Annotated in this window: 13 protein-coding genes; 3 read left to right on the plus strand and 10 right to left on the minus strand. The window is 65.3% G+C overall.

Annotated features, from left to right (window positions below):
- Nucleotides 1–3: 3 nt before the first annotated feature.
- From VO57_011455 to VO57_011485, 7 genes are all read right to left on the minus strand, one after another.
- Nucleotides 4–210, minus strand: coding sequence for a hypothetical protein (locus VO57_011455; GenBank protein ID XBL68747.1), 207 nt, complete (start codon nucleotides 208–210; stop codon nucleotides 4–6).
- Between the two features lie 6 nt (nucleotides 211–216).
- Nucleotides 217–1,974: a long-chain fatty acid--CoA ligase gene (locus VO57_011460; GenBank protein ID XBL68748.1), complete on the minus strand. Its 1,758-nt coding sequence runs from the start codon at nucleotides 1,972–1,974 to the stop codon at nucleotides 217–219.
- An 80-nt stretch (nucleotides 1,975–2,054) separates the two neighbouring features.
- Nucleotides 2,055–5,522, minus strand: coding sequence for a DNA polymerase III subunit alpha (gene dnaE / locus VO57_011465; protein ID XBL68749.1), 3,468 nt, complete (start codon nucleotides 5,520–5,522; stop codon nucleotides 2,055–2,057).
- Nucleotides 5,523–5,597: 75 nt separating this feature from the next.
- Entirely contained in the window at nucleotides 5,598–5,948 is a 351-nt protein-coding gene (locus VO57_011470) for a hypothetical protein (GenBank protein XBL68750.1), read from the minus strand.
- Between the two features lie 62 nt (nucleotides 5,949–6,010).
- Complete coding sequence (locus VO57_011475; GenBank protein XBL68751.1) at nucleotides 6,011–6,283, minus strand: hypothetical protein; 273 nt, start codon at nucleotides 6,281–6,283, stop codon at nucleotides 6,011–6,013.
- Nucleotides 6,284–6,348: 65 nt separating this feature from the next.
- The gene (locus tag VO57_011480; GenBank protein XBL68752.1) at nucleotides 6,349–7,035 is read right to left on the minus strand and encodes an ABC transporter ATP-binding protein; all 687 of its coding nucleotides are present in this window, start codon (nucleotides 7,033–7,035) and stop codon (nucleotides 6,349–6,351) included.
- Nucleotides 7,028–8,269, minus strand: a complete 1,242-nt coding sequence (locus tag VO57_011485) for a lipoprotein-releasing ABC transporter permease subunit (protein ID XBL68753.1) — start codon at nucleotides 8,267–8,269, stop codon at nucleotides 7,028–7,030. Before VO57_011485 ends, VO57_011480 begins: the two co-directional genes overlap by 8 nt.
- 213 nt (nucleotides 8,270–8,482) lie before the next feature.
- On the opposite strand from VO57_011485, the gene purF reads away from it, so the two are divergent.
- The 3 genes from purF to VO57_011500 all read left to right on the plus strand — a co-directional run bounded on the left by purF (nucleotide 8,483) and on the right by VO57_011500 (nucleotide 11,132).
- Complete coding sequence (gene purF, locus VO57_011490) at nucleotides 8,483–9,970, plus strand: amidophosphoribosyltransferase (protein XBL68754.1); 1,488 nt, start codon at nucleotides 8,483–8,485, stop codon at nucleotides 9,968–9,970.
- Between the two features lies 1 nt (nucleotide 9,971).
- Nucleotides 9,972–10,685, plus strand: coding sequence for an SDR family NAD(P)-dependent oxidoreductase (locus VO57_011495; GenBank protein ID XBL68755.1), 714 nt, complete (start codon nucleotides 9,972–9,974; stop codon nucleotides 10,683–10,685).
- Between the two features lie 87 nt (nucleotides 10,686–10,772).
- Nucleotides 10,773–11,132 (plus strand): PilZ domain-containing protein, encoded by a 360-nt coding sequence (locus VO57_011500; protein XBL68756.1) that lies wholly within the window; start codon nucleotides 10,773–10,775, stop codon nucleotides 11,130–11,132.
- A 4-nt stretch (nucleotides 11,133–11,136) separates the two neighbouring features.
- On the opposite strand, the gene VO57_011505 is transcribed toward VO57_011500, so the two are convergent.
- Genes VO57_011505 through VO57_011515 form a run of 3 tightly spaced genes read right to left on the minus strand, consistent with a single transcriptional unit; the run spans nucleotide 11,137 to nucleotide 15,024 of the window.
- A complete protein-coding gene (locus tag VO57_011505; GenBank protein ID XBL68757.1) occupies nucleotides 11,137–12,306 on the minus strand; it encodes a serine hydrolase domain-containing protein in 1,170 nt (389 codons plus the stop codon).
- A 1-nt stretch (nucleotide 12,307) separates the two neighbouring features.
- A complete protein-coding gene (locus VO57_011510; protein ID XBL68758.1) occupies nucleotides 12,308–13,564 on the minus strand; it encodes a cyclopropane-fatty-acyl-phospholipid synthase family protein in 1,257 nt (418 codons plus the stop codon).
- A 56-nt stretch (nucleotides 13,565–13,620) separates the two neighbouring features.
- Nucleotides 13,621–15,024 carry a deoxyribodipyrimidine photo-lyase gene (locus tag VO57_011515; GenBank protein XBL68759.1) on the minus strand — a complete coding sequence of 468 codons (1,404 nt, stop codon included), beginning with the start codon at nucleotides 15,022–15,024 and terminating at the stop codon, nucleotides 13,621–13,623.
- Between the last annotated feature and the right edge of the window lie 7 nt (nucleotides 15,025–15,031).

The raw sequence follows: 15,031 nt of genomic DNA on the forward strand, positions 1-15,031 counted from the left end.
GCGCTACTCCTTGTCGGGGACGATCCGCTTGGCGATCGCCCATGATGGCCGCGCGACCACCAGCAGGCAGCCGACGCCGATCAGCGTCATCGCCTGCGGGGTGAGGAACTCCTCCCCGCGCGCGGCCCGCAGAGCGAGCGCCAGGACCAGAAACGCGACCATCGCGAGGCCCAGCCCGATCATGATCGCAAATCCGGTCCTGATCGACATGCGCGCCTAGTCCTTGCCCAGCATGCGCGAGAAGATGCCGCGCTTCTGGCTATCGCCACCGTCTGGCACATCGCCGTTCTGGACCTCGGTCGCCGGGCTCGGGCTGGCATCGGCCATCGCAGGCTCGGCCGCTCCGGATTCGGGAGCGGCCGCAGCCTTCGCTTCGGGCAGCTGGTAGTCGGCGAAGCGGTCGCGCAGGTCCTTCTTGCTGATCTTGCCGGTGGCGGTGTGCGGGATGTCGTCGACGAACTCGACCGCATCGGGCAGCCACCATTTGGCGACGTGATCCTTGAGGAAGTCGATCAGCTCCTCACCCGTGACCTGCTGGCCTTCCTTGCGGATGCAGAACAGCACCGGGCGCTCGTCCCACTTGGGATGGTACATGCCGATCGCGGCGGCTTCGGCGATGGCAGGATGGCCAGCGGCGGCGTTCTCCAGCTCGACCGAGCTGATCCACTCGCCACCCGACTTGATCACGTCCTTGGTCCGGTCGGTTATCTGCATCGTGCCATCGGGGTGCAAGATCGCGACGTCGCCGGTGTCGAACCAGCCGTCTGGCGTCAGCGCGTCCTCGTCCGCCTTGAAGTAGCGGCGGATCACCCACGGGCCGCGGATCTGAAGCGCGCCCGAAGCTTCGCCATCGCGCGGCAGGACCTTGCTCGGATCGTCGAGATCGACCGTGCGCAGTTCCACGCCGAAGACCGGGCGGCCCTGCATCGCCGCCTTGTCGACCTTCTGGTCGAGCGTAAGCTGGTCCCAGTCCCAAGTCGGCCCGCCGACCGTGCCCAGCGGAGAGGTTTCGGTCATCCCCCAGGCGTGCTGGACGCGAATCCCCGCCTCCATCAGGCGCCGGATCATGAACTTGGGCGCAGCCGACCCGCCGATGGTCGCCGCGCGCAGCTTGGGCAGCGGCCTGTCGTTGGCATCACAATATTGGAAGGTTGCGAGCCACACGGTCGGCACGCCCGCGCTGTCGGTCACGTTCTCGCGCTCCATCAGGTCGCACAGCACCGCCGGCTCGTTCACTGCGGAGAAGACGAACTTGATCCCAGCCATCGCGCCCGCAAACGGCAGGCCCCAGCTCGCCGCATGGAACATCGGCACCACTGGCAGCATGACCGAGGAGGCATCGAAGGCAAATGCGGCAGGCTGGATCGCGGCGAGCGCGTGCAGCACGGTGGAGCGATGCTCGTACAGCACGCCCTTGGGATTGCCGGTGGTCCCGCTGGTGTAACAGAGCATGCACGGATCGCGCTCGTCGATCGTCGCCCAATGGTAGTCGCCATCCTGCGCGCCGATCCACTCCTCGAAACCGAGCGCATCGGAGCCTTCGGGCGGATCGTAGCAGATGTAATGCTCGATACTGGTCCACTTGGAGCGCATCTTGTCGACGATCGGCTGAAAAGCCGCGTCGTAGAGCAGCACGCGGTCTTCGGCATGGTTGGCGATGTATTCCAGCTGATCCTCGAACAGCCGCGGATTGATGGTGTGCAGCACCCCGCCCATCCCGGCGACGCCGTACCAGCTGACCAGGTGGCGCGCATGGTTCATCGCGAGGCTGGCGACCCGGTCACCCTTCTTGATGCCGAGCGCTTCCAGCGCCTGCGCCATCTTGAGCGCATCGCGGCGGATACCCGTCCAGTCGGTGCGGGTCTCGCTGCCATCGGCCCAATGCGTCACAATCTCGCGGGTAGGTGCTTCGCGCGCCGCGTGGTCGATCACGTTGGTGACCAGCAGGTCCCAGTCTTGCATCTTGCCCAGCATCTTATTGTCCTCTCATGCCCTGTTTTGCAGGAGAGAATGCGCAAGGCCGCGCCCGCCCGCAAGAGCGCAGGCACGAAAAATCAAGCAGCGCGGTGCAGTTTGGGGCCCGTCTTGGGGACGAGAGTGATGTTCGAGATACCCTCGATCCGCTCCAGCGCATCGGCGAGCTTGCCGTCGACCTTGTAATCGTGCCCCAGCCGCATCACCGGACGCTCCCCCTGACCCAGGTCGAGCGCGATCTGCACCTCGCCATGCCCGGGCGGCCCGGGCTGGAGCGAGAGCGCCAGCTCACCCAGCGCCGCCTCGCTCGACACCTCCAGCGTCAGCAGCATCCGCTGGCCGCCCGCGACCTCGGCCAGCGGACGGGCACCGCGAATGGTGACACGCGGCGGTTCGTCCGGAGAGGGGCTGTCGAGTTCGACGGTCAGCAGCACGCAGGTGCTTTCCTGGGCCCACTTGGTAAACTGTGGGACCAATCCTTCCTCGAAGCAGGCAGCGCTGAACTGGCCAGTGGAATCGGAGAAATCGGCGCGGATGAAGTCCTTGCCCCGCCGCGTCTGCCCCCGCTTCGCGCCCTCGACCATCGCCGCGATCACCGCACGACCACGCGCTTCGCCCGCAGGCCCACCGGTCATCAGCGATGAATAGCTGCGCGCACCATTGGCACTGGCAACGTCGCGGAATTGCTCGATCGGGTGGGCGGAGAAGTAGAACCCGAAGGTCTCGCGCTCCTTGGCCATGCGCTCTGCACGGGACCAGTCCTCCGCGTCCTTCATCCGCAGGCCCTGGTTGGCGCTGTCCTCGTTGCCGAACAGCCCTTCCTGACCGCTCGAACGCTCGCGGATTGCAGCATCGGCGACCGCCAGCAGCAGGTCGACATTGGCGGTCAGCTGACCGCGATTGGGTTCCAGATGATCGAACGCCCCCGCCGCGATCAGCGCCTCCAGCTGGCGCGAGTTCATCGCCCCCTTGGGCAGGCGAGAGAAGAAATCGTCGAGGCTTTCGAACCAGCCATGGGCCTCACGCTCGGCCACGATCGCATCCATCGCCTTCTCGCCGACATTGCGCAGCCCGGCGAGGCCATAGCGCACGGCGTAGCCATCATCGGTCCGTTCGACCGAGAATTCGGCTTCGGAGCGGTTGAGGTCGGGCGCAGCCACCTCGATCCCGTTGCGCCGCGCATCGTCCACGAACACCGCCAGCTTCTCCGACTGGTCCATGTCGAAGCACATCGCCGCAGCGTAGAATTCCTCGGGGTAATGCGCCTTGAGCCAAGCAGTCTGGTAAGCGAGCAGCGCGTAGGCGGCGGCGTGCGACTTGTTGAAGCCGTAGCCTGCGAACTTGTCGATCAAGTCGAACAGGGCGGAGGCTTCGTTCGCCTCGATGTCGGAGACCTTCTTGCACCCGTCGATGAACCGCTGGCGCTGCTTGTCCATCTCGGCCTGGTTCTTCTTGCCCATCGCGCGGCGCAAAAGGTCCGCGTCGCCGAGCGAATAGCCCGCGAGGATCTGCGCGGCCTGCATCACCTGTTCCTGATAGACGAAGATCCCGTAGGTTTCCTTCAGGATCCCTTCGAGCTTGGCGTGCGGGTACTCGATCGGCTCGACCCCCGCCTTGCGCTTGCCGAACAGCGGGATGTTGTCCATCGGGCCCGGCCGGTAGAGCGAGACCAGCGCGATGATATCCTCGAACTTGGTCGGCTTCACCGCGGTCAGCGTGCGGCGCATGCCTTCGGATTCCAGCTGGAACACGCCGACCGTGTCGCCGCGCTGCATCAGGTCGTAAACCGCCTTATCGTCCCACCAGACAGTGCCCAGATCGCACTCGATCCCGCGCCGTTTCAGCAGATCGACCGCCTTTTGCAGCACCGACAGGGTCTTGAGGCCGAGGAAGTCGAACTTCACCAGCCCCGCCCCCTCGACCACCTTCATGTCGAACTGGGTCACCGGCATGTCCGACCGGGGATCGCGGTACAGCGGCACCAGCTCGGCCAGCGGACGGTCGCCGATCACCACGCCGGCGGCGTGGGTGGAGGAATTGCGCGGCAGGCCTTCCAGCTGCATCGCCAGATCGACCAGCGTGCGGACTTCGTTGTCGTTGTCGTATTCGCCCTTGAACTCCGCCGCACCGTTGAGCGCGCGGGGCAGGCTCCACGGATCGGTCGGGTGGTTGGGCACCATCTTGCACAGCCGGTCGACCTGGCCGTAGCTCATATCGAGGATGCGCCCGCAATCGCGCAGCACCGCTCGCGCCTTCATCTTGCCGAAGGTGATGATCTGGGCGACCTTGTCCGCCCCGTATTTCTCCTGAACGTAGCGGATCACCTCGCCACGCCGGGTTTCGCAGAAGTCGATGTCGAAGTCGGGCATCGACACGCGTTCCGGGTTGAGGAAGCGTTCGAACAGCAGGCCCAGCCGGATCGGATCGAGATCGGTGATGGTCAGCGACCACGCGACCAGGCTGCCCGCGCCCGAGCCGCGCCCCGGACCCACGGGGATGTTGTGGTCCTTCGCCCATTTGATGAAGTCGGCAACGATCAGGAAGTAGCCGGGGAAACCCATGTTGTGGATGATCCCGACTTCGTAATCGAGCCGCTCGTAATAGGTCTGCCGTTCCTCGTCGGATAGGTCTTCATAGATCGCCAGGCGTGCATCGAGGCCCCGCCGCGCATCCTCGGCCAGCATCTTCGCCTCGCCCTCCAGATCGCCTGCAAGGCTGGGCAGGATCGGCGCCCGCTGCGGCGGGGCGAAGGCGCACCGCTGCGCGATGGTAAGTGTATTGGCCAGAGCTTCGGGCAGGTCTGCGAACAGCTCCTGCATCATCGGCGCGGATTTGACGTAGGCCGCCTTGGCCGAGCGCGGACGATCCTCCTCCCACAATTTGCGGCTGTTCGCGATGCACAGCATCGCATCGTGCGCCTTGTAGAAATGCGGCTCGGCGAAATTGGCGGGATTGGTCGCGACCAGTGGCAGATCGCGCGCATAGGCGAGGTCGAGCAGCGCCTCTTCCGCTGCCACCTCGGTCGGCTCGCCGCGCCGTGCGAGCTCGATATAGAGCCGCTGCGGAAACAGCGCCTCGAGCCGGTCGAGATAGCGCGCGGCGTGAACGCCCTGCCCCTGCGCCAGCAGACGGGTGACCGCTCCCTCGCTCGCCCCCGTCAACGCGATCAGCCCGTCGGTGTACCCTTCCAGAGCAGCAAGCGGGACGTGCGGCACCTGTTCCAATGGACGTTCAAGATGTGCCGCGCTGACCAGTCTGCACAGGTTGAGCCACCCGGCATCGTCCTGCACGTAAAGCGGCAGGTGATCGATCTGATCGCTGTCAGGACGCGCTACGCCGAGCAGCGCGCCGACGATCGGCTGCACACCGTTTTCGATACAGGCCTGCGCGAAGGGCACACTGCCATACAGGCCGTTGCGGTCGCACATCGCGATCGCGGGAAAGCCGCGCTCGGTCGCCAGTTTGGCGATCGCCTTGGGCTCGATCGCGCCTTCGAGCATGGAGAAGGCGGAGAGCACGCGAAGGGGGACGAAGGGAGCGAAGGCCATCCGGCTAAGCTAACGACGCGCATCGCCCGTTCAAGCGAGCACGCGCATGCCGACGGGGAAAAGCGGTGGACGGTTTCAGACCGCCGGGGGAGCGCCGGATTCCGCTTTCGCCGCGGCGATCTTGCGCCGCGTTTCGCGGACCTGCGACCAGGTGCCGTAGGCAATAAGTGCGGCGAGGAATATCCACACCCACAGCGGAATATCCTGCCCGAAAATGGCGAGATAGAGATAGGCAGAAACGAAGAAGAACCCCGCCAGCATCGTAGGCAAAACGGTTGAGCGACCGGCCCGCGCGCGCTTCACCAGCCACGCGATGGAAGCGAGGAAAAAGGGGATCGCGCCGACATAGATCGCGACGAAGATGTACGGATTGACGTTGTACTGCGCACCCTGCGCGAGAATCCAGTCGTTGATCGATTCGAGCATCGGTGCGCCTCCCCTGTTGCCGGTTGCGACGCCCGCCATGGTGGCGAGCGTCGGATGGGCGGTTAGCCGGGGTAGTCGCCCCGAGCGGCGATCGCTTCGACTTCGCCCGCATCATACATGCGGTCGCCCAGCTTCTGGATCACATGTCCGCGCCGCTCTTCGGGTGCCATCGACATCATCAGCTTGACCATTTCGAGGAAGCTGCCGTCGTGAAGCCCCTTGGCTCCATCGAGCAGGCCCTGCCCATCGTCTTTCCGGTGAATTTCCGCCCGGTCGTCCCATGCGACGCCGCCCTCGGCAGCTTCCGCGTTATAGGTTGTGGGATGATCGCTCATTGCTGTTGCCTCCTTGTTGTTCTGATCAACGCGGGGGTGGCCCCGCGGGTCCGGACCGATCGATCCTAGGCGAGCACGCCGTCATGCAGACGGACCACGCGGTCCATCTTCGCTGCCAGCCGCTCGTTATGCGTGGCGACCAGCGCTGCACTACCCTGCCCGCGAACCAGTTCGAGGAACTGGGCGAGCACCTTTTCCGAGGTCGCCTCGTCCAGATTGCCGGTCGGCTCGTCCGCCAGCACCAGCTTGGGCTGGTTGGCGAGAGCGCGGGCGACTGCAACGCGCTGCTGCTCGCCACCCGAAAGCTGGCTGGGCCGGTGCTCCAGCCGCTCGGCCAAACCAAGCGCGCTGAGCAGATCCTTCGCCCGCGTCTCTGCCTCCGCGCGCGGGACACCGCCGACGAGCTGGGGAAGGACCACGTTCTCGACCGCGTTGAAATCGGGCAGCAGGTGATGAAACTGGTAAACGAAGCCCAGATGCTCGCGACGCAGTGCGGTGCGCTGCTGGCTGTCCGATTTCTCCGCCGCCTGGCCCGCGATCACGATCGTGCCGCCGAAGCCGCCTTCCAACAGGCCGACCGCCTGCAGCATGGTCGACTTGCCCGAGCCCGAGGGCCCCAGCAGCGCGACGATTTCGCCCGGCATGACCTTCAGGTCGACACCGCGCAGTACGTCGATCCGCACCCCGCCCTGTTCGAAGCTGCGGGTGACACGGCGTAGTTCGACCACCGGTTGCATATCGGCATTACTCATAGCGCAGCACCTGCACGGGGTCCGTGTTTGCTGCCTTGAACGCGGGATAGAGCGTCGCAAGGAAGCTCAGCACCAGCGCCAGCGACACGATGCCGAACACCTCCCACGGGTCGGTCCGGGCGGGCAGCGTGGTCAGGAAGCGGATCGATGGATCCCACAGATTCTGCCCCGTGACGATCTCGATCCCGTGGACGATCGGCTGGCGGAAAATCAGCACCAGCGCGCCCAGCGCAAGGCCGGCCACAGTCCCGATCGCACCCACGGTAAAGCCGGTGGTGACGAAAATCTTCAGGATCGACTGCCTGCTCGCCCCCATGGTTCGCATGATTGCGATGTCGCGGGTCTTCGAGCGCACCAGCATCACCAGGCTGGAGAGAATATTGAACGCGGCGACCACCACCATAAAGCTGAGCGCGAAGAACATCGCCACCCGCTCCACCTGCAACGCCTCGAAAATCGAACTGTTGATCTGCTGCCAGGTGCGCACGATTGCGATACCCTGAAGCCGCTGCTCGATCGGGGCCATAATCTCGGTGACACGGTCGGCATCCTCGGTCGTCACCTCGATCATCCCGATCGTGTCGCCGGTCAGCAGCAGGGTCTGCGCCTGCGGGATCGGCATGATGATGAAGGCACCGTCGTAATCGTACAGGCCAACCTCGAAGATCGCACCGACCTCGTAGCCGACCTGGCGCGGCACCGTACCGAAGGGGGTGGAGCGCCCGGCGGGATTGATCACCGTGATCACATCGCCGACCCGTGCGCCGATATTTTCCGCCAGCCGCGATCCGATCGCGACCTTGTCCGCGCCCGGCTTGATCTCAGCCATGCTGCCCATCAGCGTCTTGTCCTGCAGCGCGTCGATATCTTCCTGCGTGTTGCCACGCACCAGCACAGCCTCGACCCGGCCATCGAAGGTCACCAGCAGCGGCTGTTCGATCAGCGGCGAGGCGCTGACCACGCCCTCGCTCTCGCGAATATCGGCCAGCACGCTCTTCCAGTCGTCCAGCCGCCCGCCATAGGCCTGTACGATGGCATGGCCGTTGAGACCCACGATCTTGTCGAGCAGTTCGGCCCGAAAACCATTCATCACGCTCATCACGATGACCAGCATCGCGACCGACAGCATGACGACGCCGATCGAGATTCCGGCGACCAGCTTGATGAACCCCTCGCCCTTGCCGGGCCAGAGGTAACGCTTGGCGATGGTCCATTCGAATGGGTTGAGAAACAAGGAGCAGTCCGTTTTTGTAATCCCGGCCCCGGGCGTTAGGGGGCCGCGCCTTTCTGCGCAATGAAAACGGCGCGGCTTTGTGCACGGGGATGAACGTGGGCACGATTTCGGACTGCGGCTCCGGAGGCAAACCGACCCCACAAGCCTTGTAATTCATCCGTCACATCGCCAATGGAGCGGGCGACCTATCGAGGCAATCGGGCGCCCCCACCCATGGACCTGCAACACCCCTTCCACGACGAGAACGGCGACAGCCTGCATGAAGAATGCGGGGTGTTCGGCGCGATCAATGCCGGCAGCGAGGCTGCGACCACCACCGCACTGGGCCTCCACGCCCTGCAGCACCGCGGTCAGGAGGCCGCCGGGATCAGCAGTTTCGACGGCACGCACTTCTACACCCGGCGCGGGCTCGGCCATGTGGCGGAGAATTTCTCCAGCGCGGAATCGATTGCCGAACTGCCCGGTTTTATGGCCGTCGGCCACGTCCGCTATTCGACCACCGGCGGCGCAGGCCTGCGCAACGTCCAGCCGCTCTACGCCGATCTGGCGAGCGGCGGCTTCGCCATCGCGCATAATGGCAACATCTCCAACGCGGCGACGCTGCGCGAGGAACTGGTCGGCAAGGGCGCGATCTTCCAGTCGACCAGCGATACCGAGGTGATCATCCACCTCGTCGCGACCAGCCGTTACCCCACCATGCTCGACAAGCTCACCGACGCGCTGCGGCTGGTCGAAGGCGCCTATGCGCTGATCGTGGCGACCCCGCGCGGAATGGCGGCGTGCCGCGACCCGCTGGGCATCCGTCCGTTGCAGATGGGCCGGATGGGGGATGCGGTGGTGTTTGCCAGCGAGACCGTCGCCTTCGACGTGGTCGGCGCGAAGTTCGAGCGCGAAGTGGAACCGGGCGAGCTGATCGAGGTCGATTTCGACGGCACGATCCGCTCGCATCGCCCCTTCGGCGACAACCCGCCGCGCCCGTGCATTTTCGAGCACGTCTATTTCAGCCGCCCCGATTCGATCTTCGCCGGGCGTTCGGTCTACGAAGCGCGCAAGGCGATCGGCTCGGAGCTGGCCAACGAGGCCCCGTGCGAAGCGGACCTGGTGGTGCCCGTGCCCGATTCGGGCGTGCCCGCCGCGATCGGTTACGCCCAGCAATCGGGTCTGCCATTCGAACTCGGGATCATCCGTAGCCACTACGTTGGGCGGACCTTCATCCAGCCCTCCGACGGCGCGCGTCATTCGGGCGTACGGCGCAAGCACAATGCAAATCGGGGCCTCGTGGAAGGCAAGCGGATCGTGCTGATCGACGATTCGATCGTGCGCGGCACGACCAGCATGAAGATCGTCGAGATGATGCGCGATGCCGGCGCGACGGAGGTTCACTTCCGCGTCGCCAGCCCGCCGACCGCGCACAGCTGCTATTACGGGGTCGACACGCCCGAGCGCAGCAAGCTGCTCGCCGCGCGGATGGAGCTGGAGCCGATGCGCGAGTTCATCAAGGCGGACAGCCTCGCATTTATCTCGATCGACGGCCTCTACCGCGCGGTCGGGCGCGAATCGCGCGACAAGGCGTGCCCGCAGTTCTGCGATGCCTGCTTCACAGGCGATTACCCCACCCGGCTAACCGACTTTACGCGCAACCAGCAGGGCGCAGCGCAGCTTTCCTTTCCTGAAAACAAGCCAGCCAACAAGGTCGCCTGACATGGCAGAAAACAAGCCGTTCGAAGGGCGCGTTGCGCTCGTCACCGGGGCCTCGCGGGGGATCGGCGCGGCCACCGCGCAAGCGCTCGCCGCAAAGGGCGCGCACGTCATCCTGACCGCGCGCGATGATGCAGCGCTGGAGCGGGTCGAGGATGCGATCCACAATGACGGCGGCACTGCGACGATCGCACCCGTCGATCTGACGGAGAACGATGGCGTTGCGCGACTCGCCCAGGCGATCTCCAGCCGCTGGGACGCGCTCGACATGCTGGTGATCAGCGCGGCCTACCTGCCCACCCTGACTCCGGTGACGCAGATCGAGCCGAAGCAGTTCAACAATGCGATCACGGTCAACCTGCTCGCCACGCAGGCGCTGCTCGCCGGGCTGCACCCGATGCTCAAGCGCGCCGACGCTGGGCGCGTGATCGGCCTGACCAGCAGCGTGGGCGCAACCCCGCGCGCCTACTGGTCTGCCTACGGATCGACCAAGGCCGCGTTCGACAACCTGCTGGAATGCTACGCGCAGGAAGTCGCCAACACCGGCGCGATCCGCGTCGCACTGGTCGATCCGGGTGCCACCCGCACCGCCATGCGCGAGAAAGCCTATCCCGGCGAAGACCCGCAAACGGTCAAGCCGCCCGAGGAAGTGGCCAGCCGGATCGCGGAGCTTTTCGAAGGCGATTTCGAGACCGGTCACCGGGAAAGAGTTGGTTAAGGCGGTTTAGCCAACCCTCATCATATTCGCGCAAGCAGGTCTGCGCGAAACCCGTCTAGGGAAAAATACTAGGACGGGTGAATCGAGATGGTTGCGTTGAAGCACGGCTATGCCGACGCGGTGCAGGAAGACCGGTGCGCGCCGCGCACGAAGCTTGCAATACCGGCGCAATTGCGCGTCAGCGGGGGCGGCACTTTCCGCACGGTAGTCCACGATCTGTCGATCGCTGGCTTCAGCGCATCATCGATCGGGCGGCTGCATCCCGAACAGGCCTGCTGGCTGACACTGCCGAGCCTCCAGCCGATCGAGGCACGGGTCGTCTGGTGGAACCACTCGATTGCGGGGGCCGCCTTCGAAAACATGCTCGCCGCCGAAGTACTCGACGATCTGCTGTCCGTCTGGCGGGCCCCGAAAGGTGGCGGAGTGACCCGGTCCTGCCTGTTCTGAGCGGCTAGAGTCCCGCCCCGATCGTCGCCATGAGCTTGGCGCGTTCGGCGGAGAGGTCCTTGCCGGTCGCGGACGGCCAGTTGGATACAATCGCGATCACCACCCGGCTGGCGGGGAGGATCGTGATCGACTGGCCGAATATCCCCTGCGCGCCGAAATTGTCGCCGGGATAGGTCCACCACTGATAGCCGTAGCCATAGCCGTTGCCGAAATCGACGTGCGGCGATCCCGCTTCCGCGAACCAGCCATCAGGCACCACGCCATCTCCGCCTTCCAGCGCGAACTGGCCCATCCGCGCATAATCGCTGAGCGCGGCGGACAGGCAGCAGCCGCCCACGCTGCGGCCCGACAGATCGGTCTGCCAGAACAGCGGGTGCGCAAAGCCGGCCGGATCGACGATCTTGCGCTTGGCATATTCGGCCAGCGTCTCGCCCACCGCGTTTTCCACCAGCACGCCGATCAGGTTGGTCTCGCCGGTCTTGTAGACCCACTTTTCCCCCGCTGGTGCCTCTCGCGGCAGGGTCTTCATGTATTCGACCACCTGGTCCTGACCCGGCTCGGGGCTGACGTTGAACATCTTCGCCACGTCGGAATTGGGATCGGTGTAGTCCTCGTTCCATTTCACGCCCGAGGTCATCGTCGCGAGCTGTTCGACCGTCACATCGTCGTAAGCGCTGCCCTTCAGCGCGGGAATGTACTGCGACACGGGATCGCTCAGGCTGGCGATGGAACCGTCCTTGATCGCCGCGCCCAGCAGCGTCGAGGTAAAGCTCTTCGCGACCGAGAAGCTGGTCCAGCGATCATCGGGACCAAAGCCGAGGCCATAGTCGACGAAGCGGACCTTGCCGTCCTGCAGCACCATCACCCCGGCTGCATTCTGGCTCGCCATATAGGCGCGGATCGCGGCCTGCGTGCTCGCGGGCAGTGCCTCGCCCTGCGGAAGCGCCCGGGGCGTCGCGGGCGGAGCGACCTCCTGACCCGGGAAGAAGGTTTCCATCGAGCGGAAGCGGGCCGAGCGCGTGGCATCGTCCCAGAACAGCACCTCTGCCCCCACCACCGGCAGCGGGTCCGAGGGCATGCTCGCGGTGACGCCGTGCGCGGTATCGACCGGAGCGGTCGCGCATCCGGCGAGCGGCAGGGCGAGCGCCCCGATCAGCGCGAGGTACTTGGTCATCTCATCTCTCCTTAACCAGGGTCACCTGGTACACATCGATCCCGCCACCACGGAAACCGCCTTCGCAATACATCAGGTAATAGCGCCACAGGGCGCGGAAGCGTTCGTCGAAGCCTTCGGGCAATAGCGACTCCGCCGCCGCCCGATCGAACGCCTCGCGCCAGAGCCGCAGCGTTTCGGCGTAGTCGATCCCGAAGCGCTTCTCGTCCGTCCAGCGCAGCCCGCGTTCCTCGCCGAGCGCGCGGAATTCGGACGCGCGGATCAGCAGGCCGCCGGGGAAGATATAGGCCTGGATGAAGTCCGCGCTGGCGGCGTAGGAATCGAACAGCGCATCGTCGATCGCGATGAACTGGATCGCGGCGCGCCCGCCCGGTTTCAGGTTCCGCGCAACGCAATCCATGAAGGTCGGCCAGTATTCGCGGCCCAGCGCTTCGACCATCTCGACGCTGGCGATCGCGTCGTACTGGCCGTTGGTGTCGCGGTAATCCTGATACAGGAAGCGCGCATCGCCGACGCTTTGCCGCCGGGCCCAGGCAAGCTGCTCTTCCGACAGGCTGATCGCGTCGACCTTCGCCCCGCGATCCGCCGCCGCGCGTGCCAGAGTGCCCCAGCCACATCCGATTTCGAGCAGTGTGTCCCCGGACTTGAGCGCTACGCGGTCGAGGATCGCATCGATCTTCGCCCGCTGCGCCATATTGAGCGTCTGGGGCGCGCTGCCTTCATCGAACAGCGCGGCCGAATAGGTCATCGTCTCGCCCAGCCATGCGGCGTAGAAATCATTGCCGAGGTCGTAGTGCGCGGAGATGTTCTTCTCCGCCCCTTTGCGGGTGTTACGCTGCTTGCCATGCGCGCTGCTTAGCGCGCGCTTCCACCCGCCCTTGGCGCGGGCCGTATCGCCCAGCGTCAGCGCGTTCTGCATGAACAGAGCGAACAGCGGCACCGGATCGGGACTCGACCATTCGCCCGCCTCCCACGCCTGATACCAGCCCACCGAACCGCCGGTCGCGACCCGCACCAGCGCGCGCCAGTTGTGGATCGTCACCTCCGCCTCGAAACCCGGTGAGCGGCCGCCGAGCAGCCGCGTGCTGCCATCGGGCAAGCGCCCAAGCACCGCGCCACGCGCAATGCCTTCGTCCATCTTGTCGATCAGCTTGTGAAATCCGGGGGCGAGCAGGCGGGCGAAGATGCCCGGCTTCCGTTCGAAGCGTTGCGATGCGGCGAGCAAATCGCCTCCGCGCTGGTTTTCGCTTACCCCCATGCAGGCCCGCTTATGCCCCGCAGCCCTTTGGGCGACAACCCGTCATGCGCGCGCCATCAATCGTCCTTCATCGCGCGGTAGGCTTCCAGCGCCCGTTCGCGCGCCTCCTTGTGGCCGATGATCTTTGCCGGGTAGTCGTTGGGGCGGCATTTGTCCGAGGGATCGTGGATTTCGCTGTCGGGCAGGTCCGCCAGTTCGGGCACCCATTCGCGGATATAGCTGGCCGCATCGAACTTCTCGCTCTGGCTCAGGGGGGCCATGATCCGGGGGAACATGTTGCTGTCCACACCGGTGCCCGCGACCCATTGCCAGTTGGTGCCGTTGCTGGCGTAGTCGGCATCGACCAGCGTGTCCCAGAACCAGCGCTCGCCGTGCCGCCAGTCGATCAGCAGATGCTTGATGAGGAAGCTGGCGGCGATCATCCGCACGCGGTTGTGCATCCAGCCGATCGCCCACAGCTGGCGCATCCCGGCATCGACGATGGGGTAGCCGGTACGGCCGTACTGCCAGGCCTCCAGCTCTTCTTGAATCACGTGCCCGCGATTGGGATTGCGCCAGAGCTTGGCGTCGTCGATCGCGTCGCGATAGCTTTCTTCGGGGTAGCGCGGGAACTGGCACAGGACGTTCTGCGCATAGTCTCGCCAGATCAGCTCGCTCTCGTAAGTCCGCCAGCCGTCGCTGCGCTTGTCCTTCATCCGATGCCAGATCTGGACCGGGGAAATTTCGCCCCAGTGCAGGTGCGGCGACATCTGGCTGGTCTGATCGACCGATGGCAGGTTACGGCCTTCGTCGTACTCGCCGACATGATCGGCCCACCAGTCGAGCCGTTCGTGCGCGGCGTCTTCGCCGATCGACCAGAACTTCGCCATCTCCGTGGACCAGTCGGGATTGGTTGGGAGCAGGCTCCAATCCGCCAGATCGTCGCTCGGCGGCAGGTCCCCGGGCTGGGAAATCGTCTCCGGCGCAGGCAGGTCGTCGCGCGGCGGCATCAGGTCGCGCATCGTTCGGGAAAATGGGGTGTATATCTTGTAGGGGTCACCTGAGCCCGTGGTCGCGGTGCCAAGTGGCATCAGGTAATTCCCGTCGTGCAGTTCTAAGTCGCACCCCTCGGGCAGCGCCTTCTTGAGATCGCCCTGTGCCTTGCGCCACCACGGTTCGTAATGGCGGTTGGCGTGGATCGCACTCGCCCCGGTCTTCGCCGCGAGGTCTGCGAGGATGTTCACGCTGTCGCCACGCCGCAGGATCAGCGACGCGTTGTGCCGTCCGAAACTCCTCGCCAGACTTTCCAGCGAATGGTGCAACCACCAGCGCGAGGCATCGCCGTATTTTCGATCCCCCGTCCGCTCGTCGTCGAGCACGAAGACCGGGATGATCGGCCCGGCCTGGGCCGCTGCGTAGAGCGCGGGATTGTCTGCCAGCCGCAGGTCGCGCCGCAGCCAAACGATTTGAGGAGACTCCATGCGCAAG

Source organism: Citromicrobium bathyomarinum (genome assembly GCA_001306305.2).
Lineage (GTDB): Bacteria > Pseudomonadota > Alphaproteobacteria > Sphingomonadales > Sphingomonadaceae > Alteriqipengyuania > Alteriqipengyuania bathyomarina.